The organism is Paenibacillus xylanilyticus (assembly GCF_013359935.1).
Classification (GTDB): domain Bacteria; phylum Bacillota; class Bacilli; order Paenibacillales; family Paenibacillaceae; genus Paenibacillus; species Paenibacillus xylanilyticus.
Window position 1 is genome coordinate 338,736 of the sequence record NZ_JABMCB010000201.1, and the last position, 23,106, is coordinate 361,841.

Here is a 23,106-nt window from a genome sequence, read left to right on the forward strand (position 1 = left end):
TGCAATTATTTGTGCCAAGACTGGGAATGTTCAGAATGGAGGTTGCAAGCATGGGCTTGGACCATTTACAAGAAGAACAGCAGGCAACCGTTCTTAGAATCCGGAAACGCGTCATTGAAGCTATCGGGCGCAATATGGATCTATACGGCGTTACGCTGTCCACGGGACACTTATATGGATTGCTTTTTTTTGCAGACAAACCAATGACCCTTGACGATATGGGCCGGGAAATGGAAATGAGCAAAACAAGCATGAGTACCGGCGTACGTACACTGCTGGATCTGAAAATGGTAAATAAGGTATGGAGCAAAGGCTCACGGAAAGACCTATATGAAGTGGAGTATGACTGGCACCAGACGTTTACGGATTATTTTGCGATCAAATGGAGAAAAGCTGTGGAGAGTAACCTTCAGGTACTGCGCAAGTCAGTTGAGGAGCTAAATCGATTGATTAAAGACCTGGACGAGCATGCAGATGCCGAACTTCTTCACATTCTAAAGGAAGACAAAAATAAAGTGTTACAGGCGGAAGCATATTACAAATGGCTGGATCGACTGATCGACACCATGGAAGATGAAGAAATCTACAAACTGGTTCCGCGGGAAGAAATTCAAGACAACTCCTAGCACGAAACCAAAAGGCGCTCTCCTGAAATGGAGGCGCCTTTTTTTTGCTTGTCTATTTATAATGAAGAAAATAGATCAGACATCATTCCTAAATCGACTAGAATTGTACAATTAATCCAGTTTGAGACAGGGCAGCATGCTGTTCTGCGATATGTACAAGTTCGTCCATAATCTGGTGGCGTCCCGAAGGTGTCCAGCTCTTAGTGAGCCAACTCGAAATATCATGCACATTGCCGCCCAGTACAGCAGGCGAACGGTTCCATGAAGACGTTTGTTTCATACGTCTGAGCAGTTTTTCACTGGCTGGATGCATCGAGAGGCGGTGGATAAACAGGTGGTCTGTGTCCAGTAAAGGAATGCGCTCCGCAGGGTAATCGACCCACTGGTGTTCTGGCGGAGCAATCTGTGCAGGCTTCAGCATTAATTCATTGTACAACAAATGACTCAGGGGGTGATTGATCGTCCCCTGAAGCCGGATCATTGGCGGCTTAACCTCGACAAGTGTAACTCGTTCATGATCGAAAAACTGCTGTAGACGTCGGGCTACATCCAGCGTTCTGAATGCGAGCTGTTTGAGATTGGCCAAAGCCTGTTTTTCCCGTCCAACCAGTTCGGCAATACGGACATGATGCTGCTTCCAGTCCTGGACGTGCTCAAGGAGAATGGTTGGAGCAATGCTTTTCAGCTTATCGTAATAGGGTGCATGGTATGAGTCAGCAATAATCAGATCGGGCCTCGATTGACGCAGCTTGTTCCATTGCAATGTGAGCTCACGCTGCTGTTCACTCTCGCTTGGTTCCTGATCATTGAATCCGTTTATACTCGCTATCGCTTCCACCCCAAGAGAGGACAAATGGTTCTCCAGACCGAGGATGGATGCCGTAGCTATCCGTAATTGATCTCTCTTTATATATACACTGGGCGCAATGCCCACGGCTTGTTTGAATTTGCGGTTAAAATAATACTCGTTACCGTAACCTACGGATTCAGCGACATCTTTGATTGAGCGATGCTCCTGCTGCAGCTGTTTTTTGGCTTCGTCAATTCGCAGGCGATTCAGGTAATCTGTAGGTGACATGTCTTTGGCCTTCTTGAAGCTGCGGGAATATGAGCTCGGTGTAAGTCCGGCGATTTTGGCCAAATGGTCCATACTGATTCCTTCACCCATGTGTCGGTGCATATACATAATGCTTCGCTCCAGTGCAGGATCGACCTTCTCCTGGTTGACTTCTAGGCGACTCTCGGAAATGTACTGCAGCAATTCGTGAAGCTGGGTGTGTATGTTAATAAAATGTTCCTGCTGAACGCCCTGATAGGCTGTGTATAATTGTTCAAAGCGCGACACCATCTGCTGTTCATGGCGAACAGGCATTGGACCTGTTGACCATTGGAATGGTAAACCGGGCTCGGATGCCATGGTCCATTCACCCCGTACTTTCTGCAAACTTACCGTGTTTATGCTTAAGAGGATACATTCCGTAATTTCGGAGCGTGAGGCGGCCTCAATGGTTGTACCTTTTTCCAGAACAAATAATTGGTTGGTGTGAGCTGTGTGGACTTCATCATTCAGTACCAGAATACCTTCTCCTTGCAAAATAAGACACAGCATAGGCCGGGAAACCGTCATGCCATGCACACGGAAATTCTCCCCACGGCGCACACGGCACATGGAAGAGAGGAGTGGTAGAGTTGAGGTTTCAGCAATGAAGGGAAGCTGTTCATTCATACGGACCATCCTTTGTCTCATTTTTTTAATGATAACAATTATCATTCTCATATGGAAGATATTTTTGAAAAATAGTTGTGAACATAAAAAAGAGGTTACCGAGAGCCACAGGGCTTCAGGGTAATCCTCTTTATGTTTATTAAAACAGTTTAGTTTGGTGTTACCAATAGGATATCGTCCAGGAATACGTCGCTTAACACGTGGTTGCCTGTTCCATTTGCCTGAATATGATACAGGCGATAGAGATCATTCGCGTTGACATAGAACATGCCTGGTACGCCATCTCTAAAATGGAAGCTGTCCCATTCGTCGCCAACCAGTTTGGTCACTTTGAGCGCCGAACTTACGGAGTAGAGACCGTTGTTGCTGGAGATGTAAACAAGTGTTGCCGTACCATTGGTCAGCTGGTTCGAAACGTAATTGACGTTGCTCAAATTCAGATTCGCTGTTTTGGAAACCTTATTGCCGGAGACCGTTTTGGCGTACGCTTTTTTATCTGCATCAATGATGACGGCCTTGTCTGTGCCAAGTGCACTTATTTCTCTGATGCTCTTGCTGTGGAGCTGGAGTGTTTTGCCCGAGGTCGTAAGGGCAAAAGCTTTGCCTGTCGCATAGTTGTAATCCTTGTTACTGTCCAAACTGATGCCTTTGTTGTATACATAAAACGAGTTACTCCAGCCCCCGGAATAGACCGCATTGACATCCAGTTTTGCTTTTGGATTAACCGCGGTGGCCTTTCCTGTACTGTAGTTCACTTTGTACATCACCACTGCATTGGTGGAGTAGTAAGTTTCATAAGGATTGGTGTTGACCATCAGCTGCAGAGCATTTTTTGCCGGATTCATAAAGTAAGTGCTCTCTACTGCGCCTGCGGCAATCCGCTGCACCGCTCCGCTGCCATTGGTCGCTTTGGAGACAATCCAAGTGTTACCGTTAACGAGCGAGTTATAATATACACGACCATTTATGACAGCAAGCAGTGGGAAATCCGTATCCGCTTTGTCTGCAATCTTTTTGACGGAAGAGGGTGCACCATCACCATTTGCACGATAGATCGAACCTTTGGCATCCATATAATAAATGAACCCGTTGTCCGTATCGTAACGCAGAATGTTTGTTGCAAACGTCTCGGCGGTATCACGCGACCCGTCATTCGGCACCCGAAGCAATGTTGTGGAAGTTTCGGATGAAGTGTAGTAAAGGTGTGACCCTGCTGCAACAAGGTCAACGCCCTGGAAATCAAGCAAAACTTCTGTGGTACTGCTGCCATCACCGGATACTTTGTACAATACGCCGTCAGAGTCGTAATACACGGTGGATTGACTGAGGGAAGCTGCATGTGCGGCGGTTCCTCCACCCAGCATGGCTGCAGTGATCAGTGTAAACAATAGAAATGTACTAATTGTGCGCTGCATGCCTGTAAACCATTTGTTCATAAAACCATCGACACCCTTCATCAATATGTATGTAGTTCATTCCTTAAGTTATATCGGTAAACTAGGGAAAAAATGTTATATCACAGACAGACCAAAACCTCAGCCTGATTATAAAGGGAAGGAACGGAATCAATCGCTGCAGCACATCTCCTTGTTCGGTGAATGAATGATGCAGAGGAGGGATCGGGGCAGGAGCCCGTTGGTAATCGAGGGCAAGCTTTAACTGAAAGTCTGGGTACCCTTTGGTACCCAGCTTTTTGCATAAACGAACAATGGTTAATAAGCTTGTATAGGTGGCTTGAGCCAGTTCATGAGCAGTAGAATCAAAAACGACTTCGGGATTGCTAAGAATATAGTCTACCGTCCATTTGGGAGGAATATGATCCCACTTGTGCCATGGTCAGATCTGACTCTCAGCCAACTGCTGGCGGCTGTTCCATAGCGTAACCAAACGAAGCAGTACGAAGCTGATGAGCAGAAGTGCGGCCCCGATCAGAAGAAGCACCAATGGGCTGATGAGCAGCATGCCGCTGGCCTGACCAGCAATGAGTGCCAGCAGTGGAATAACGACTAGACCTCCGAGCTGATATGCTTCCTGAAATCCACGGACTTTGGCCGAGATCAACACATTGAACAGAATAACCATAAGACTGCATGTCGGAACAACCCACAGTACGAGAATGACCCAATTCAGATTGGGAAACATCATTGCTTCGAACATGGGGTACATCAGGATGTTGGCAATGATCCCATAAATGAGAAAGGTAATCCAGGACAGTATGATCGAAGGAATCAGAGCAGCAAGTACCTTGCCTTTGAACAGGGTATCCATGCTGATTGGTGTGAATAGAAGGCCTTCGAGTGTTTTGCGTTCCTTTTCACCCGCGAAGCTGTTAGCCGTCAGAATGCTGGAAGCCATCACTGGAATAATGAGAAACAGCGGTGCAAACATGTATAAGGCCAGATAATAGACGATGCGATGGTTATCCGTAGGCATGGAAGCCAGCTCCGGAATCTGTCCCGAACTGCTCAATGTATCCAGACTGTCGAGCAGGAACCCGAGATTTCCAATGGAACGAAGTTCAACTCTGGAGGCCATCCACATGAGTACGGCAGGCATGATCACCCCAACAATGAGTGGAACAATCAACATGGGGAGCCAGAGCTGGATGCTGGCTGTGATGGCCCGGATATCTTTGCGCACAAGTGCTTTTATCGCTTGACGGTTATTCATGATGGTGTGCCTCCCTAATGGCAAAATAGATGCTCTCCAGATCACTGCCGATAATGCGTGCCTGATAAACTTGTCCATGCGTGGTTAATTTCCTTAACAGCATGGGAATTTCATTACGGGACTGGAGCTGAAATACCGCTTTGTCAGCGGAAATGATCTCCGGATTGAATCCTGCTACCACACTCCACCCTTCAGGCATGGCGACTTCCACCTCGAGTCGTGGTGTGGTGAGGTACCGGTTCACGATTTCCTGCTCGGATCCTTCTTCAACCTTTCGACCCTTTTCCATAAAAATATAACGATCACATACGGCCGAGAGCTGGGACAGTACGTGGGATGAGACCAGAATCGTCATCTTCTCCTCCTGGTTCAACCGACGAATAATGCGCAGTACCATCTGGATTCCATCTGGGTCAAGTCCATTGGTGGGTTCATCCAGAAACAAAATGGACGGGCGATGAAGCAGGACTCTCGCAAGGCCCAGTCGTTTCTTCATGCCTGTGCTGTAGGTGCCCACTTTCCGGTGCTGATACGCCTGCAATTCGAACAGTTCCACAAGCTCATCAATTCGTTTATTGTGATGCTGTACACCAAAAGCCTCGGCGAAGAAAATCAGGTTGTCGCGTCCGCTCATATTTTCATACAATCCGCTCTGTTCGGTGAGTGTACCGCACATCGCCAGCACCTTCTCCGCTTGGACGGAGGGATTCAACCCGTTGATCATTACGGACCCGCTGGAAGCCCCGAGAACGCCGTTCATAATCCGGATCAGTGTGGTTTTGCCCGATCCATTGGGACCAATCAGCCCGGTAACACTGCCTGGTTGAATTGTGAAGCTGACATCACTCAGCGCCTGATGCCCCTTGAACTGCTTGGATATGCTGTGAACTTCAATCATATGCCTTCACCATCCGTTCTGAATTTGAAGATATTACGTCGGGCCGGACAAAATCGTTCAAATGAATCGAAAAAAAGATAAATATTCAGTCTAAAGACCCAGGAGGGAGAGGGCATTTCTACCCTAAAGTCCGGCAAAATCGGGTCTCAGGTTTGTTTTCAGTCTCTCTTGTTCATTGTATTGTGATAAAAAGGATGCAATATCCCGTTTCATTGCCAACCATAACTTGGTAATCAAACAGGAAGGCCTTATTCGTATGATGTATGCCTGAATATTCATCTAACGCCGGTCTTGGTTACCACCAGGGCCGGCTTGACGTTGCAAGTTTACGTTTCCAAGCGATGAAGTGCCAATGTTTTAGAAGTACATAACTACTATTTTTTAATTCGTCTAACACATCATATATACGTATACTGTATTGGCGATCCGATGTGTTTAGACTAGAGGAAGGTGAACGAAATGGCAGCATCCAATGAGTACCGTTTTCAGGTGAACCTGAGTGGTATGATCCAGATTTTATCGAATCATCTCTATAGCAGTCCCAAAGTATTCCTGCGTGAGCTAATGCAAAATGCGACCGATGCCATCACGGCACGAAGCGAAGCAGAGCCCGGATTTCAGGGAGAAGTGCGCGTGGAGCTGACTGGTGCAGGTGAGCAGTTAACGATGATGGTGGAGGACAATGGCATCGGATTGACCGAAGCGGATATACACGAATTTTTGGCGATGATCGGACAATCCTCGAAGCGTGGACAGCAAGCCCTGCTGGACGGTGAGACTTCATTTATCGGCCGATTTGGGATCGGCTTGCTGTCCTGCTTCATGGTGAGCAATGAAATTGTCATGCTGACCCAATCCGCGAAGGGTGGGCCTTCGATGGAGTGGAGGGGCAAGCCTGATGGCACCTACACCATTCGGCAGCTCGAGACACAGTTATCTCCGGGGACGAAAGTGTATTTGCGCTGTACGCCAGAGGCCGCTCATTATTTTGAACCGGAATATGTAAAAGAAGCCTTGTTCTATTATGGGGCCTTATTGCCTTATCCAGTGACACTTCAGAGCGGAGGAGTACAGGACATCGTCAATGCCGAGTCGCCTGCGTGGCTGACGCAGCCGGAACTTGCCAAAGGGCGCAAAGCGGAAGTGCTTGCCTTTGGTGGACGCCTGCTCGGGGAGACGTTTGAAGATTTCATTCCGCTGACAACAGCTTCAGGTCGTACCGGCGGGATTGCATTTGTCCTCCCACATGCCGTAAACCTGAATGCCAAGCGATCCCACCGGGTCTATCTGAAGCGAATGCTGATCTCGGAGAAGGCAGAGAATATTTTGCCGGAGTGGGCGTTCTTCGTGAAGTGCCTGATCTGGACAGATGAGCTTCAGCCGACAGCTTCGAGGGAACATTTTTATGAGAATGAAAAGCTGGAAGAAGTACGCACGGAACTTGGCGATGCACTTCGTCAAGGGCTGGCTGACATGGCAGAGAATCAGACGGAACGTCTAAAGAAACTGATTCGCCTGCATGCACTCTCGATGAAGGCACTGGCTGTGCAGGATCAGGCGTTTTACGCGATGATTCACCGCTGGCTGCCATTTGAGAGCACTCGGGGGCACCGGGAACTCGGGGAGTTAATGGATGAAGGAGAGACGTTATACTTCACCACGACAGTGGATGAGTATCGCCAGATTCACCATGTGGCCTCTGCACAATCCCTGTTGGTTATTAATGGCGGGTACATCTATGACAACGAATTAATGGCTGCGCTGCCGCTTGCGGTAAGGAATGTACATACCGAGCGATTGCAGCCGGATCAGGTTTCGCTCAGCTTTACCGATGTACCGCCAGCTGAACGCAATCAATATTATGACGCTTTACGTCTGGCTGATGCTGCACTTCAGCGTTTCCGCTGCCGGGCTGAGGTGAAAGGGTTCAAGCCGGAAGACCTGCCGGTCCTATTCACCCTATCGCAGGAATCTTCTACGCTTCGTGCATTGGAAAAAGCGAGTGAGGAGAGTACAGACCTGTTCTCTTCCGTACTTGGCTCGTTATCCGCTGGAATCAGCTCTGCTGGATACTCAACCTTGTATCTGAACGTGAATAATCCAATCATTCAGCGGGTGTTAACGACGCCAGATTCCCAAATGACGCCGATTGCCATCGAAATGCTCTATGTGAACGCCCTGATGATGGGGCATTATGCCATGAACCGACAGGAGCTTGAGGTGCTGAATCAGGGTATCGTTCGTTTTATTGATTGGGGTTTACGCGCAAATACGGATCGCAAGGGGGATGCATGATGAATACAGAGATGGATTTTGAGGATTTGATGGATGAGGCTTATGGCTTGCCTAACGGAACTGCGAAGCTGGGCATGCTTGAAGAAGCGGCCCGAGTGGCTGACGTAAACGGCATGGAGGAAGAAGCATACGAAGCACGATCCGAGATTGTGGAGACAGCCACGTTCTGTGGATATCCGATGAAAGCTCTTATTGCTTTTTCCTGGCAGCTGGGCAAGTTTGATCAAGAGCCGGAGCGTTATGATGAAGAGACACTAATGTGGTCATACAAATGGATCTTGGGCGAACTCTCCAGTTTTCCCGAGGTTTCTCGCGATAAGATGATGGAGCTGCTGGAGGACTTTGGACGGCGTTTCAAATCCTTTGGATACAGTGAGCGTTCCTACTGGTATTATCGCTTCCGCATATCCATGGATCTGGGGGACTTGGAGGAAGCGGGGAGCAGCTATGCCAAGTTCAAAACGATGGACCGCGACTTTATGAGTGATTGTGAAGCTTGTGAACAGGATGAAATCATGCGCTACTGGATCCTTGTGGGAGACGATGGGAAGGTCCTGGAAGCGGCCAAGCCAATCTTGAAGGGACGGATGAGCTGTGCAGAGATTCCGCACCTGACTTTATCTGAAGTGCTGATGCCGCTTTATCGGCTTGGACGGATTGAGGAAGCGGACAAGCATCAGCAGAAGGGTTACCGGTTGATTAAGGGTCAAAATGATTTTGTACAGAGCTTTGCAGAACAGATGGATTATCTGGCACGAACCAATCCGTCGAAGGGAATCGATGTGTTGGAAGAAAGTTTGGTACTGGCAGTGGATCATGAGGACCCTTTTGCCAAAATGATGTTCTACGCCAGAGCAGCCCAATTGCTGCGCCGCTGGGCGGACGAATCGCCAGAATACCGATTGCGCCTTCCTGCTTCCTTCCCGTATGAAGGGGATCCCGGAGACCTGCGCACATTGGCTGATTATTTTGCGGACCATGCCAATGCAGCTGCAGCCAAGTATGATCAGCGTAATGGCAATCACCATGTTTCTTCAATGTTGATCGGAGTATAGCTAAAACAGGATAAGAAACAGGCTTGTTCGAAGAAGGAGATACTCCTTCCGAACAAGCCTGTTTAACGTGTCTGCATATGAGTTATGCAGCTGTAATTATGGTGTCTCCGTATTGGCAGATGAAGGCTGCTCCTCAACAGCTTCATCAACATTGGAGGTTTCTGGTTGAGGCTGCTGAGCCATAAGTTCAGACACAATCTTATCTGTTGGTTGCGTAAACAGTTGATACATGATGGCTGCCTCTTCTTGACGAATAAGCGGTTTGTGAGCGAGGACATCCACAGAGCCATCCTCCAATACTTTCACTTCGGGTCCGTGGATACCGAGCTTAACCATCATCTGGATTGCGGGTACAGCCCATTTATCCGAATGGCCAGCAAGTTTCACATCCTGGAACAGCTCATTTGGATATTGCAGCTGCAGTGATCTCCAGATCATAACCATGGCTTCCTGGCGGGTAATAACTTGATCCGGCTTGAACTGTTTCGAATCCGCACCTGTGATCATGCCGGATTCATAACCGAGCTGGATGTAGCCTGCTGCTGCATGATTGGCCCAGTCCGTATCAGCTGGCGGTGTTGTTTTGCTTGGCTTGAGTCCGCTCATTTTCAGAACGTCTTCAATGAATTCAGCACGTGTAACGGCTGACTTGGGTTGAAAAGCTTCGCTTGCATCATTTTCATAGTGACCAAGCGACTGTAATCCATAGATGGCCTCGGCATAAGGGCTCTCCGGACGAACATCCCGGAATCCCTGAGGCTGCTGTCCTTTTTTCTCATATCCCAGCGGATTGAGGTAAGGCTCCTTCATATAAATCGTTCCGTCTGCATTCTCCTTAAAGGCTGTGAATTGACCAGTTAACCCATCCTTGAACAGGTTCTCATCCACTTGAATCAGGGGGCGTTGGCCCAGGAAGGCATCCGAAATACTCAGTTGGCCCAATTCTGTGCCGCCTTTCAGAGAGCTAACAATCGTGCTAAGTCTTAGATCGGCGTACAGCCCAGCAAAGCGCTGCAGCTCATCTGTAGATTGGGGTGTGAACTCATTGAATTCGACCGGCTCCGCATATTGTGGGAAGAAGGTCTGGATGAAAGCCGGGTAGAACAGATTGCGAAGAGCTCCCGCCTGGTTGTACGTAAGGAAGACGCCTGTATTTTGCTCAGGGATGAGGAAGAGATAAGAGCTGAAACCGACCAGGTCGCCTGCTTTGGTAATAATTTCGGGACTGCTGCCTGCACCAGGCAGCTGGAATGCAGCTTCAAATCCATACGTTGTATCCGGAAGTACCGGATGGATGGAAGAGCGATATTGCTCCATGCTTTTGACAGTGGATTCCTTCAGAATACGCTCATTGTCCTTCACACCATCATTCAGGAAAGCGATCATGAAATCCCCAATGTCTTCTGCTGTGGACAACATGCCTCCTTGCGGCATCGGCGTTGGGGAGAGGGTGTACAGATCAAGCGGATTATGTAACGCGTCATAGCCTGTTGCAAGCTGGTCCTTGAACTTGTCACTCAGCACAAAACTGCTGTTATCCATACCCAGTGGTTTGAAAATGTGCTGCTGCATGTATGTTTCAAATGGTTCGCCGCTGACATTTTCTACAATCATACCGAGCAGCAGAAAAGAGAAGTTGTCGTACATGTAGGCGCTGCCAGGTTCTCTAACGACAGGAGGCATGTGCTGCTGTGCATATTCCTCCATGGTGACCGTTTTGTTGAAATCAGCGTGGATGTCTTCCTGCTGGGGATCGCGAATCTCGAATCCGGTGGTGTGTGTAAGCAGGTTTTCCACAGTGACGGGTTTGTCGAAAGGATTATCGAATTCAAGTCCCTTTACATAGGTCTGAAAATCCGCTTGCAAATCAACCTTGCCCTGCTCTACCAATTGCATAACGGCTGCTGCCGTAAATGTTTTGGAGACCGAGGCTACGCGAAAAGCAGTACTCTTCGGATCGACAGGTGTTTTGTCCTCTTGATCGGCATAGCCATAGCCTTTTTCCGCGAGTACTTTGCCATCCTTGACCACAACAACGGAAGCGCCAACATACTGGGCCTTGGCTTCGGGAGAATCGAAAAACGTATCGAGAAATGCTGATGCTGATTCGTTCGTCAGCGCTTTGGTTTGTCCTTTTTCACTGACCGGGGCTGCTGCGGTTTCCGCATGAACCGCTGGTGCCCAGAGACTTAACGACAAGATGAAGGCCATGAAAGCTCCTGTTAGCGAGGTGGTTCTGAAGCGGGTCCTTCGATTGGGTAGATGCATGTAAACACTCCTTAACGTAAATTTTGGAAAAAAGCCTGATCACTGTGTATTACTTCCTATTGGCAAAGTAGGTTTCACAAAAGTGGATTGCGATGTGTTTTTCATTCCATCCAGATTGCAAACAGAAGCGAATTAGAAAAGGGAACAAAGCCGTATAGCAAAAGGGAAGCCAAAAGGCTTCCCTTTCTCTGTCATCAGCTCATGATGCACATGGCAAGGACTCACTGGGCCCCGTTAAGGGCTTGAGCGATTGTCGGAAAAATATGAGTGCAGAGGCACCAATGATGACATACAGGCCTGCCATAGCATATGAAGGCAGAAAAGCTCCAATCGTTAATCCCAGGCTGCCAAGCAGGGCAGCTGCATTATAACTCATGCCATCTGCGGCCATATAAGCCGCCCGATTCGAATCGGGAATCATCCCGGCAAGAAGAACCTGGCGTACCGGCGAATACATGAGTTCGCCAATCGTCAACAGAACAGCAGACCCGATTAGGAGAAGAGCCCAGTTGCTGAATGCTAATACGGCAAACCCGGCCGTGTAGAGGCACATGCCGACTGTCATGATGGATCTGGACTGGAAACGTGCCATCCATTTCGAGAATGGGATAGCGACCAAGGCGACCATTACCGTGTTGATGGCCATGATTAGACTGAACATGTGCAATCCTGAAATATCCCAATGGAGCAGTTGGGCACTGAATTCACTTTTGAGACGGACAGCGATGTATTTATCCATTTGGAACTCGAGAGAGACGGCCAGCACCGATGCAGTGAAAAAGACCATGAACCGTTTGTCCCTGAGTACACTTCCATAGGTCTTCAGCATGTTTTTTCTGATCGGGGTGGCGACCTGACTGGAGTCCGTTCTTTCCATGCTTTCCTGAATGAAAAACATTAGGATGAACAACGTGATCAAGCTCTCTGCAAATACCAGACTGAACAGGACGAATCGGAAGGAGTCGAATAATAATCCGCCCATCAAAGCTCCAAACGTAACAGCTACATTGGTCGTCCAATACTGTAATCCGTATACATAATGTCGCTCATGTTCACTGCTTACGTCCACGATCATCGCACCTGCGATCGGAATGGTGATGCCGGAGCTTAGACTGCTAAGAAAAAACATGACGCAAGTCAGTTCTACCGAATTCAGCCAGGGTGAATTCGCTGCAGCCAGCCAGAACAAGGCGAATACTTGCGCACATTGAGCAATAACCATCATTTTTTTGCGTCCAATCCGATCTGACCAGTACCCTGCGCCCAAGCCAGCGATCATGGAGGAAACAATATTGACTGTCAACAGCAGGCCAGCCCAACCTGCCCCCATCTGTACGCTCAGATAAATCGCCATAAAAGGGATGATGGATTTCTGTGTCAGGTCCGTAAAAAAATCAGTGATAATACGAATTTTGATATTGCGGTGCAAATCGGCATATTTCATCAGATGCAATTCTTCCTTCCCGTTGGTCATGTGGATGTTACTGAGTATAATGGAGGAAAACCTGAAGAAAAACTGTAGAAGCGTGTGAAAGGATTTCGTATTTTAGCAAGGGTAGAAGGGCAGGGGGATTCAGTGGAAGTAGCAGACCATTATATTCAATTGCGTATGACCTTTTCGAACGTTCATGATGAGGAGGAATTGCATACGACAATTGGTGAACTGGCACAACATTTGTGCTGCACCATGCGCAATATGAATCTGATTATGAACAAGTTCATGGATAACAACTGGATACAATGGAATCCGAAGCGCGGCAGGGGCAAAAAGTCTGTACTCGTCTTTTGTGTACCCCTCCTTGAGGTAGCCAGAGAGAGGTTTGATCGCCTTCTGCAAGGCAACAGGCTGGAAGAAGCATATGAATTGGCCGCCAGACTGCCGTTTTCGTTACGGGAAATGTTGATGCAAGGATTACAGGACCAGTTTGGTCTTCGTTCAGACCAGGGTGCTATGGGAAGGATTGACACGCTGCGGATACCACAGAACTTTCCGTTTGAGACATTGGATCCGACCCAGGCTGCCATGTGGGGAGAAGTGGGCATTGTAGCTGAGGTTTTTGATCGATTGGTACGTTACAATGCTGAGCGTCAGATGTGTGAGCCGAGTCTTGCCGTGGCATGGGAGAGCAACCCGGAAGGGACGGAGTGGACATTTTATTTGCACAAAGGCGTTCTTTTTCATCATGGCAGGGTACTCGAAGCAGACGATGTAAAGTTCACGTTTGAACGAATTATTTTGGATATCGACAATCCCTGCCGGCCGCTGTTTGGCACGATTGCGAAAATAGAGACGTTTGATGCTCTGACCGTACGTTTTGTGCTGCATAACCCAAATTTCATGTTTCCGGATCTGATGAGCAGCATGTGTGCATCAATTTTGCCCCGGGATGTGGAGCCCGACCGGATGCATCCCATTGGAACAGGACCTTATCGTTTAACGCGTAATCACCCCAGACTGCTGGTTCTGGACGTATTCCCTTCCTATTTCAGAGGGCGTGCCTACATTGATCGGGTTGAGGTGTGGCAGCTTCCGCAGTCCGGACTGATGGAGTCGGTAATCAAGCAGGACTTGTTTCCGGATGGACAGCCTCATGCAGTTCAGCATGAAGTTCAGGGCGGAGTCTATATGACATTTAATATGCGAAAAGAAGGTCCGCAGCAGGATATATATTTTCGCCGGGCTGTGCAGCAGCTGTTGAATCAGCAGGAGATGATGGATGCGTTTCCGGGTACGGGCACACAGCCTGCATATAGTCTGGTACGGGAGCATTTTTGGGAACCAACGGATGCAGAAATTGTGGGCTGCTCTATACAACAGAAGCGACCGGAGACGTTGGAGTCCAACACGAGAACCTCGTTGATCAGAGCTGAAGAGCTGTTGAAACGAAGCAGCTATGCAGGCCAAACGCTGCGGTTATGGGTGGAGGATGGAAAGAAGATGGAGACGGACATGCTCTGGTTCGTTCAACGTTGTGAACAGATCGGATTGCATGTAACCGTAGTGCCAGGTGATCCGGTTAGTGCGGTGTATCATGATGAATTCGGATCATGTGATCTCGTATACACAGGAGAGGTATTCGATGAGCATGCCATGCTGGGCCTGTTGACCATGTATACTTTTCAGAATACGCTGTTCCTTGTTGCCATGGATGATGTTTGGAAAAGGGAATTGGATCAGGAGTGCAGGCGCATCGTAGGAATTCAGGATGGTGGCGAGCGATTGGGAGCATTGCTGGAGTTGGAAGCCAGACTTGTTGACGAGGCTTTGCTGCTTCCCGCATACAGTTTCAGGGAAGAACACGCCCATCATCCCTCACTCCGTGATTACAAGGTTGTCGGATTTGGGATGCCGGATTTGCGCCGGTTGTGGGTGAAACGCAAACCGGACGCCAAGAATGAGGAAACGAGTTATCCGGCTTACATCCCGCTGTGGTAAGGTGAGCCACAGGCGGGATGAGCCTTGAAGAGCGAACGGTTATTCTGTGCTTTTCTTAGTAAACTCAATAGGTTTCGTACCTGGTTCCATTAGAAATGGAATGGAAATGGAACGAGCTTTATTCTGTTCATCCATCTGAAAAGTGAACGTGATCTTCAGTCCAAACAGAACAAGCAGGACAGAGAAGGTGTCATTTCCGGTGTATTCCATAGGCATTTCCATGTCATTGAAAATAGCCTCTAATCCATCCTCTTTTTGTTGAATGGACATCTCTCCGTAGCCAGAATGATTGTAAATGCCTACATAAGTAGTTATAGGCCGGTCAAGGGGTTCGGCTTTCACTTCATCCTCTTTTTCCTCCGTGCTGGCTGCTGGTTTCGCTTGCGGATCTAAGGTATCTTGAGTTTCCGTTAATTCAGACTCAGGCGATTCCTCACCCCCCATCAATTTGGCCAATTTACCGCTCCAATCCACGGGTTCCTTACCAAGGAGACGATCCATGATGTTGAACGTAACGGTATATGGAATGATGCTCCCATTGGTATTACATAGCACTACGATCCCAATCTCTTCCTCTGGCATAAAGGCAACCTGCGAACTAAAGCCATCAATGGCGCCGCCATGATGAATCAGCTGATGGCCGCGGTAAGGTTCGATGAACCAGCCCAGTCCGTAAGTGCTGACAGGCAATTCTGGGCCTTGAAAGGGAGAATCACACGGCATCTGGGGACTGTACAATTCTTCCATTTGTTCCTTGGAAACCAATTGTTGCCCATCATGCTGTCCCTGATTCAATTGCAATCGCAGCCAGGCGATCATGTCTTCCAGATTGCTGTTGATGGAACCTGCCGGACCCACGGCATCGATGTTTCGATAAGGAATTCGTAGATGTTCGCCGTCTTTTTCCATATATGGAGCGGCAAAATCAGGCTGAAGCTGCATTTGATCCACCGAGAACAGGCTGGACTTCATCCCCAGCGGCCCAAACAGGTGATCCTGAACGAGCTTCTCCCAGGAAGTTTCCTTCAACTTACCGACCAAGTAGCCTGCTGTCATGTACATCAGGTTTTGATATTGCCACTTATTCCTGAAATCCTCATTCGGTTCAAGATACTGTAGAGCGTTTACGAGTTCCTCTCTGGTCCGTGCAGAGTTGTACCATATCATCTCATGTCTGGGGAGTCCCGAACGATGGCATAACATATCGCGAATGGTCAGGCGCTCTGTGGCCACAGGGTCGAACATTTTAAAATCTTCCATATATGTTTTAACTGGCGTATCCCATTTCAGCAGTTCCTGATCGACAAGCATGGCAGCTGTTGTTGCTGTAAAAGCTTTGGTACTGGATCCGATGGCAAACAGGGTATGTGGAGTCACTTCAAGTTTGGAGTCCAGATCGCGGTACCCGTAGCCTTTTTGCCAAATGACTTCATCCTTGTGAATGACAGCGACCGCTGCGCCAACACCTTTCCATAATTGCAGCTGCTCAGCTACAAATTCATCCAATCCGTCCAGCGATGAGTGAAGTTTTGTTATGGTCATTAATTTCCCTCCAATGTAAATGTGAAATAAGTTCAAAAGAAAACACAAATCGTATGTAATGTCGTGCATGAGATTGTTCCATATCAACTATGCCTTTTTTGGATAAAGTTAACATCCGACCCGAGACTGATTTGTCTGGCAGCACTTGTCCTAACAAGGGGATTGAAAGCTTGTCAAACCAGTCCGCATAAATCGAACAAGTCCCTCATAGACATGTACTAATCAAGTAGGGGTTCTGCTGTACGCACAATCCTGAAGTGAAAACATGTGCTAAAGGGGATGATGTCATGCGCCGAATATCATGGATGCTTGCCATGGTATTGGTCTTATCGGCCTTACTTGCCGCCTGCGGGAAGAAGGATGCGGCAGCCGTGGTCAAAGATCTGAACGAAGTCGTAGGAGAGATGGAAAGTTACCAGGGAGCAGGTGTCATGACACTGCACACCGGAGATACGCCGCAGCAGTATAAGGTCGAGGTGTGGCATCAGAAGCCTTCATATTACCGAATTGCTCTTACCAATGCCAAAAAGGATGTTACCCAGATTGTACTGCGGAACGATGAGGGCGTATTCGTCCTGACACCAAGCCAGAACAAAAGCTTCCGCTTCCAGAGCAACTGGCCGGATAACCAGGGTCAGGTCTATCTCTATGAGACGCTGATTCGCAGCATTACAGGCGATACAACCCGTCAGTTTGCGGATGAAAAGGAAAGTTATGTATTTGATGTAGCTGCCAATTACAATACGCATGCGCTGGTCAGACAGAAAATCTGGCTGAACAAAAGTGATTATGCGCCCAAGCAGGTGGAGGTATCCGACTCCAACGCAAACGTAGTGGTTGATGTCAAATTTGATAGCTTCAAATTCGGTGCCGAATTCGGCAAGGATGCATTTGATATGCAGCGGAACATGACAGCTGGGACAGAAGGAAACAGCGGAACGGATACAGGCAGTAATCCGGCTGAACAGGCAGGGGAGAATGGCACCAAGGAGCCGGCAAGCTCTGAGACTGACCCGGGCCAAGAACCTGCTACTGGTTCCAGTGAAGGAGTCAGTGACGGACAAACTGGTGTGAACGAGAACAACGAACAGCAAGAAGCTCAAGATCAGGCCAGTGCCGATCCGGGTACAGAGGAGCCTACCATGACGGAACCGGAAGGGTCAGACAGTTTTGGCGTGATTGAACCGACATACGCTCCGGAAGGGGTCAAGCTGAAAGACGATCAGATTGTAGAGGAGTCCGGCGATTATTCTGTCATGCTCCGCTACGAAGGAACGTATAATTATACGATTTTTGAAGCCAGACCACAGGACAGAGCTGTTTCCCTCGCCCCATCTCGCGTTGTGGATCTCGGATTCACGCTGGGAATGCTGAGCGGAGATGCATTACAGACGCTGACATGGATGACGGATGGAATCGAATACAGAATAACAAGTGCCGATCTGCCTGAGAGTGAAATGGTCCAGATTGCAACATCCATGCAGGAGCAGTCAGGCAAATGATGTTAAAGGTATAGTAGACAGGGCATTAGGAATGATAAAGAGCATCGGGGACTTGTTCTCCGGTGCTTTTCAATGTACACAGATAGGTTCCTGCAGCATAGTATGAGAATAAAAGCTTCCTATGCCGTAATGTTTACAGCCTCAGAAGGTGAGCAGAGACTGGGCAGGTTGACCCAATAATACAAAACACGCTTCTATGCGGGAGGAACCGGGTAAGTAATCGGTATAGGCAGATAGGACATGACGTGAAGATGCATTTAGTATTCATGTTGTATCGCTTATCAGCCTGTTTCTTCATCCGTCTCCGGCTTCGAAATCATGTTTGGCACGTGTTTGGAGTAGCTGTTCTTCTGTTCATTTGACAGTCACATGCTTGAGCATTACGATGGAGTCTGATATGTGAGCCGGATTAAGATGACTAGAGAAGGTGACAGAACGTGCAAGGACAATATCGGCCAACCCAAGCGGAAATCAACTTGGATCATTTGAGAAACAACGTGGATGCTTTCCGCTCAGCCCTGCCGCAAGGCATGAAGTTTCTAGCTTGTGTCAAGGCCAACGCCTATGGACATGGTGCTGTGGAGACGGCCAGAGAACTGGAACGAATCGGAGTGGATTATCTGAGTGTCGCTTTTCTGGATGAGGCGATTGAACTGCGGCAAAACGGAATCAAGGCTCCGATCTTGGTATTGGGTTATACACCGCCTGAAGGCATTGCTGTGGCCAGGGAACATGATGTGACCATAACCCTGTTCAGCAGGGAAGTGCTTGAAGCGATTCGAGATCTGGATACAGGATCTTCCCATAATAAACTGAAGGTTCATATCAAAATCGACAGCGGTATGGGACGGCTGGGTCTGCTTCCCGGTGAGGAAGCTCTCGCTTTCATACAGGAAGTGGCAGCCATGGAGCAGGTCCTGCTCGAAGGCATGTTTACCCATTATGCCAAGGCGGATGAAGAAGACAAGACCTATACACTGGAGCAGTATCGACGGTTTCGAAGCGTGGTTGAAGCGCTGCGGGATCAGGGATGTGTCATCCCGATTATACATACGGCGAACAGTGCCGCTGCCATTGATACACCGGAATTATCCTATAACATGGTTCGAGTGGGCATCAGTCTGTATGGGCTGTACCCTTCAGCCGAGGTGAATCATCAGGTAGTGAAGCTGATCCCGGTATTGACACTGAAGACGAAGGCGGTTCTGGTCAAAACGCTGCCGCCTCATTGGGGCGTCAGCTACGGAACCCGTTATGTGACTCAAGGGAACGAACGAATTGCGACCCTGCCTATCGGCTATGCAGACGGATTTTCAAGAATGCTGACAGGTAAAGCTCAAGTGCTTGTACGTGGCCGCCGTGTTCCCGTCGTCGGTACGATCTGCATGGATCAGTGTATGGTGTCGCTGCAATCTTTCGCTGAAGAGGCGGAAGAAATTCAAGCCGGCGAAGAGGTTGTTCTCATCGGTCACCATTCTGATGGTGTCATCACCGCAGATGAAGTGGCTACCCAGCTTGGTACGATTGCCTACGAGGTGATCTGCATGATGGCCCACCGGATTCCGCGAATTTATTTCCGGAACGGTGTGGAAGTCGTCAAGGTTAATCCTCTTTTGACATCCTGACAGGTCAACTGGACGCTATTTCCATTAAACTTTTTTTCGGAACAGAAGGAAAACTGTCGGAGCATCTCGAATGTTGTTATATTGACGAGGATGAAAAATCCTGAAAAGAGATGTTTGGTCTGTACGAATATTGCCCCCCATGTTTATAATGGAGTACAGCATACTTGATATACTCGGGGCATATATATTCCTTTGTATAAAAGTTCTGGAAAAACGTAATACTGGTTCACAATGGCGAAAGGTTTGTGGGGGTGGAAGATAGGTGGCCAACTTGCAGAACACCAAGCGGATTATGATCAGTTTGCCTGATCATCTCCTGCAGGAAGTGGATGGCATCGTAGCGCTGGAGAATTCCAACCGCAGCGAATTGATTAGGCAGGCCATGAAGCTGTATTTGACGGAGCGGAAGAAACGTTACATCCGTGAGTCCATGCAGCGCGGGTACATGGAGATGGCAAAAATTAATCTAACCATGGCATCCGAGGCCTTTCACGCGGAGGAAGATGCGGACAGCACTCTGGACCGCTTAGTTAGCGGGGTGTAGACATTGATCGTAAAACGCGGTGACGTTTTTTTTGCGGATCTTTCTCCCGTTGTCGGTTCCGAGCAAGGTGGAGTCAGGCCGGTGCTGGTCATCCAGAATGACATCGGTAACCGGTTCAGTCCAACTTGTATCGTGGCGGCTATTACCGCCCAGATTCAGAAGGCAAAGCTTCCGACGCATGTAGAGATTGATGCTGCAGCACATGGCTTTGACCGGGACTCGGTTATCTTGCTCGAGCAAATACGGACGATTGACAAACAAAGACTGACTGACAAGATTACCCATCTGGACGAGGAGACCATGAAATTGGTCAATGAGGCGTTGCAGATCAGTCTGGGTTTGATCGATTTTTAGGGTGCAAGGCAGTCCGTTTGGGCTGCCCGCCATCCGCCCGTAACGGGATGTTCCTTGCGGGGAACACACAATTACAGACAACAGATCATAGGAGCGTATTGCAGCCCAAGGGCAGCGGTACGCTCTTTTGATTAAACAAAAAATGAAAGCGTAGAACATTGGCAGGCTTTTCGTTATAATGGAACCTGAGAAACCGTTTACGCCATGACGTATATAGAGGTGGAGGAGACATATGAGCATTTATATTAACCAGGAGAAATTACAATTTCATTTACAGACCCGCAAGGCGAGTTATGTATTCCTGGTGCTGCCTTCGGGATATTTGGTACAGCTGTATTATGGCAAGAAATTACGCGACACGGACCTGAGCTGGCTGCATGTTCGGACCGAGCGTGCTTCCTTCAGCCCGAATCCGGTACCGGAAGATCGGACGATTTCATTTGATACATTGCCACTGGAACTGCCAGTCTATGGAACAAGTGATTTCCGTAACCCTGCAGTTCAGCTTCAACTTGAGAATGGTTCAAGCGTTTCGGAATTCACATATGTTGGCCACCGATTGGAAAAAGGAAAACCTGCCCTTCAGGGTTTGCCGGCAACCTACGTGGAAGCTGCAGATGAAGCGGATACGCTGGTGATCGAGATGGAAGACCGCGTGGCAGGAGTCCGCATTGAGCTCTCCTATACAGCTTATTCGTCCTTCAACGCCATTACGCGGTCCATGCGTATCATAAATGAGAGCGCTGCCTCGGTGAACGTGGCGCGCGCACTAAGCACATCCGTAGACTTCCCGCATGCCGATTATGAGCTGCTGCAGCTATCGGGTGCATGGACGCGGGAACGCGATATTGTCCGTCGCCCTCTTGCTTCCGGCCTGCAAGGCGTGGAGAGCCGTCGTGGTTCAAGCAGCCACCAACAGAACCCGTTTATCGCGCTGATGACTCCTGGTACGGATGAAGATCAGGGAGAAGTGTACGGCTTCAGTCTCGTTTACAGCGGAAGCTTCACAGCCCAAGCGGAAGTGGATCAGTTCCACACTACGCGTGTATCACTTGGCATTAACCCGTTTGAGTTCAGCTGGAAGCTTGAATCCGGAGAAGCTTTCCAGACGCCTGAGACGGTCATGGTATATTCTGATGCAGGACTGGACGGCATGTCCCAGTCTTATCATGAACTGTATCGCGAACGGCTTGCCCGCGGCAAGTTCCGCAATGCGGAGCGCCCGGTACTGGTGAACAACTGGGAAGCAACGTATTTTGGCTTTAATGCAGACAAGATTGAACAGATTGCGCGTGCAGGACAGAAACTCGGTATTGAGCTGTTTGTGTTGGATGACGGCTGGTTCGGACATCGCGACAGCGACAACTCCTCGCTGGGTGACTGGATTGTGGACAAGAACAAGCTGCCTCAAGGTCTTGATGACCTGGCGAGCCGGGTAACCGGACTCGACATGCAGTTTGGACTGTGGTTCGAGCCTGAGATGATCTCGCCGGACAGTGAATTGTACCGCAAGCATCCGGACTGGTGCCTGCACGTGCCTGACCGTCGCCGGACAGAGGGCAGACAGCAGCTGGTGCTGGATTTCTCCCGTCAGGATGTCCGGGATGAAATCGTACGCATGCTGAGTGACGTGTTGGGATCTGCACCGATCTCTTATGTGAAGTGGGATATGAACCGAAATATGACGGAAGTGGGTTCTGCGCTGCTGCCAGCGGATAGACAGCGTGAGACGGCACACCGCTACATGCTTGGATTGTATGAAGTGATGGAACGAATTACATCCTCATTCCCTAATATTCTGTTTGAGAGCTGTTCTGGTGGCGGCGGCCGCTTCGATCCGGGAATGCTGTATTACATGCCACAAACGTGGACAAGCGACAATACGGATGCCGTGTCCCGTTTGCGTATCCAGTACGGAACGAGTCTGGTATACCCGGTAAGTTCCATGGGATCACATATCTCTGCAGTACCGAATCATCAAGTGAACCGAATCACTTCGCTGGAGACTCGCGGACATGTTGCCATGTCAGGCAACTTCGGATATGAGCTTGATCTGACTCGGTTCACTGAGGAAGAGAACGCTATTGTAAAGGCTCAGGTGGAGCTGTACAAAGAGATTCGGAATACCATTCAGTATGGAACGTTCCGTCGTTTGCTCAGTCCGTTTGAGGGGAACGAAACGGCATGGATGTTTATTGCACCGGACGGCAGCGAAGCGGTTGTATTCTATTTCCGTGTGTTGTCTGAACCGAATGCGCCGCTTCAACGTCTCAAGCTGAAAGGACTAGATCCGGATGCGGATTACCGTCTGAAAGGCAGCACCGAGACGTATACAGGGGATGCATTGATGTATGGCGGAATTTCTGTAGGCCGTGCATCAGGTGATTATCTGAGCGAGATGTTCCGATTTGAACGGGTATAGTTAATTCAGCGTTTAATGCAGTGCTTTTCGGGGAAGACCGGGATACGTCGGGGTGACGTTTTTCGGTCTTTTCTCATGGGTTAGGCGAAGTTATGAAGCAGGATCTGGATTGTAAGAACTTGTAACCGGGATGAATGCTGGAA

The 23,106-nt window shown here is 48.8% G+C and carries 17 protein-coding genes; 9 read left to right on the top strand and 8 right to left on the bottom strand.

Annotated elements, in window-relative coordinates; all coding sequences use genetic code 11:
- Positions 1–50: 50 nt before the first annotated feature.
- The gene (locus HP552_RS25745) at positions 51–626 is read left to right on the top strand and encodes a GbsR/MarR family transcriptional regulator (protein ID WP_175398224.1); all 576 of its coding nucleotides are present in this window, start codon (positions 51–53) and stop codon (positions 624–626) included.
- A 97-nt stretch (positions 627–723) separates the two neighbouring features.
- Here the strand turns inward: HP552_RS25745 and HP552_RS25750 are convergent, their stop codons facing one another.
- The 5 genes from HP552_RS25750 to HP552_RS25770 all read right to left on the bottom strand — a co-directional run bounded on the left by HP552_RS25750 (position 724) and on the right by HP552_RS25770 (position 5,920).
- Positions 724–2,352 carry a helix-turn-helix domain-containing protein gene (locus HP552_RS25750; RefSeq protein ID WP_175398225.1) on the bottom strand — a complete coding sequence of 543 codons (1,629 nt, stop codon included), beginning with the start codon at positions 2,350–2,352 and terminating at the stop codon, positions 724–726.
- 149 nt (positions 2,353–2,501) lie between these two features.
- The gene (locus HP552_RS25755) at positions 2,502–3,788 is read right to left on the bottom strand and encodes a DUF5050 domain-containing protein (protein ID WP_175398226.1); all 1,287 of its coding nucleotides are present in this window, start codon (positions 3,786–3,788) and stop codon (positions 2,502–2,504) included.
- A gap of 61 nt (positions 3,789–3,849) precedes the next feature.
- A complete protein-coding gene (locus HP552_RS25760) occupies positions 3,850–4,167 on the bottom strand; it encodes a MurR/RpiR family transcriptional regulator (RefSeq protein WP_175398426.1) in 318 nt (105 codons plus the stop codon).
- A gap of 21 nt (positions 4,168–4,188) precedes the next feature.
- On the bottom strand, positions 4,189–5,022 hold the full coding sequence (locus HP552_RS25765; protein WP_175398227.1) for an ABC transporter permease subunit: 834 nt from the start codon (positions 5,020–5,022) through the stop codon (positions 4,189–4,191).
- Positions 5,015–5,920 (bottom strand): ABC transporter ATP-binding protein, encoded by a 906-nt coding sequence (locus HP552_RS25770; RefSeq protein WP_175398228.1) that lies wholly within the window; start codon positions 5,918–5,920, stop codon positions 5,015–5,017. Before HP552_RS25770 ends, HP552_RS25765 begins: the two co-directional genes overlap by 8 nt.
- Before the next feature lie 459 nt (positions 5,921–6,379).
- On the opposite strand from HP552_RS25770, the gene HP552_RS25775 reads away from it, so the two are divergent.
- Positions 6,380–8,215: an HSP90 family protein gene (locus HP552_RS25775; protein ID WP_175398229.1), complete on the top strand. Its 1,836-nt coding sequence runs from the start codon at positions 6,380–6,382 to the stop codon at positions 8,213–8,215.
- The gene (locus HP552_RS25780) at positions 8,212–9,270 is read left to right on the top strand and encodes a hypothetical protein (RefSeq protein WP_246311049.1); all 1,059 of its coding nucleotides are present in this window, start codon (positions 8,212–8,214) and stop codon (positions 9,268–9,270) included. Before HP552_RS25775 ends, HP552_RS25780 begins: the two co-directional genes overlap by 4 nt.
- 96 nt (positions 9,271–9,366) lie before the next feature.
- Here HP552_RS25780 and HP552_RS25785 read toward each other — a convergent pair whose 3' ends face one another.
- Both HP552_RS25785 and HP552_RS25790 read right to left on the bottom strand, forming a co-directional pair.
- The gene (locus HP552_RS25785; RefSeq protein ID WP_246311050.1) at positions 9,367–11,481 is read right to left on the bottom strand and encodes a serine hydrolase domain-containing protein; all 2,115 of its coding nucleotides are present in this window, start codon (positions 11,479–11,481) and stop codon (positions 9,367–9,369) included.
- 256 nt (positions 11,482–11,737) lie between these two features.
- Positions 11,738–12,982, bottom strand: coding sequence for an MDR family MFS transporter (locus HP552_RS25790; protein ID WP_175398231.1), 1,245 nt, complete (start codon positions 12,980–12,982; stop codon positions 11,738–11,740).
- A 132-nt stretch (positions 12,983–13,114) separates the two neighbouring features.
- On the opposite strand from HP552_RS25790, the gene HP552_RS25795 reads away from it, so the two are divergent.
- Positions 13,115–14,974, top strand: coding sequence for an ABC transporter substrate-binding protein (locus tag HP552_RS25795; RefSeq protein ID WP_175398232.1), 1,860 nt, complete (start codon positions 13,115–13,117; stop codon positions 14,972–14,974).
- A 39-nt stretch (positions 14,975–15,013) separates the two neighbouring features.
- Here the strand turns inward: HP552_RS25795 and HP552_RS25800 are convergent, their stop codons facing one another.
- A complete protein-coding gene (locus HP552_RS25800) occupies positions 15,014–16,516 on the bottom strand; it encodes a serine hydrolase (RefSeq protein ID WP_175398233.1) in 1,503 nt (500 codons plus the stop codon).
- A gap of 287 nt (positions 16,517–16,803) precedes the next feature.
- Here HP552_RS25800 and HP552_RS25805 point away from each other — a divergent pair, with 287 nt between their 5' ends.
- The 5 genes from HP552_RS25805 (at position 16,804) to HP552_RS25825 (ending at position 22,963) form a co-directional block, all read left to right on the top strand.
- On the top strand, positions 16,804–18,018 hold the full coding sequence (locus HP552_RS25805; protein WP_175398234.1) for a DUF4367 domain-containing protein: 1,215 nt from the start codon (positions 16,804–16,806) through the stop codon (positions 18,016–18,018).
- Between the two features lie 437 nt (positions 18,019–18,455).
- Positions 18,456–19,643, top strand: coding sequence for an alanine racemase (alr, locus tag HP552_RS25810; RefSeq protein WP_175398235.1), 1,188 nt, complete (start codon positions 18,456–18,458; stop codon positions 19,641–19,643).
- Positions 19,644–19,905: 262 nt separating this feature from the next.
- Positions 19,906–20,187: a CopG family ribbon-helix-helix protein gene (locus HP552_RS25815; protein ID WP_056699650.1), complete on the top strand. Its 282-nt coding sequence runs from the start codon at positions 19,906–19,908 to the stop codon at positions 20,185–20,187.
- Positions 20,188–20,190: 3 nt separating this feature from the next.
- Positions 20,191–20,541 (top strand): type II toxin-antitoxin system PemK/MazF family toxin, encoded by a 351-nt coding sequence (locus HP552_RS25820; RefSeq protein ID WP_024630714.1) that lies wholly within the window; start codon positions 20,191–20,193, stop codon positions 20,539–20,541.
- Between the two features lie 232 nt (positions 20,542–20,773).
- On the top strand, positions 20,774–22,963 hold the full coding sequence (locus tag HP552_RS25825) for an alpha-galactosidase (RefSeq protein WP_175398236.1): 2,190 nt from the start codon (positions 20,774–20,776) through the stop codon (positions 22,961–22,963).
- The last annotated feature ends 143 nt before the right edge of the window (positions 22,964–23,106 follow it).

What these genes read in the sequence shown, in the direction of transcription:
- HP552_RS25775 (WP_175398229.1), top strand. Translation starts at nt 6,380, where the DNA reads ATGGCAGCATCCAATGAGTACCGTTTTCAGGTGAACCTGAGTGGTATG.
- HP552_RS25805 (WP_175398234.1), top strand. Translation starts at nt 16,804, where the DNA reads ATGCGCCGAATATCATGGATGCTTGCCATGGTATTGGTCTTATCGGCC.
- HP552_RS25780 (WP_246311049.1), top strand. Translation starts at nt 8,212, where the DNA reads ATGATGAATACAGAGATGGATTTTGAGGATTTGATGGATGAGGCTTAT.
- HP552_RS25755 (WP_175398226.1), bottom strand. Translation starts at nt 3,788, where the DNA reads ATGAACAAATGGTTTACAGGCATGCAGCGCACAATTAGTACATTTCTA.
- HP552_RS25745 (WP_175398224.1), top strand. Translation starts at nt 51, where the DNA reads ATGGGCTTGGACCATTTACAAGAAGAACAGCAGGCAACCGTTCTTAGA.
- HP552_RS25800 (WP_175398233.1), bottom strand. Translation starts at nt 16,516, where the DNA reads ATGACCATAACAAAACTTCACTCATCGCTGGACGGATTGGATGAATTT.
- HP552_RS25790 (WP_175398231.1), bottom strand. Translation starts at nt 12,982, where the DNA reads ATGAAATATGCCGATTTGCACCGCAATATCAAAATTCGTATTATCACT.
- HP552_RS25765 (WP_175398227.1), bottom strand. Translation starts at nt 5,022, where the DNA reads ATGAATAACCGTCAAGCGATAAAAGCACTTGTGCGCAAAGATATCCGG.
- HP552_RS25770 (WP_175398228.1), bottom strand. Translation starts at nt 5,920, where the DNA reads ATGATTGAAGTTCACAGCATATCCAAGCAGTTCAAGGGGCATCAGGCG.
- HP552_RS25825 (WP_175398236.1), top strand. Translation starts at nt 20,774, where the DNA reads ATGAGCATTTATATTAACCAGGAGAAATTACAATTTCATTTACAGACC.
- HP552_RS25750 (WP_175398225.1), bottom strand. Translation starts at nt 2,352, where the DNA reads ATGAATGAACAGCTTCCCTTCATTGCTGAAACCTCAACTCTACCACTC.
- HP552_RS25785 (WP_246311050.1), bottom strand. Translation starts at nt 11,481, where the DNA reads ATGGCCTTCATCTTGTCGTTAAGTCTCTGGGCACCAGCGGTTCATGCG.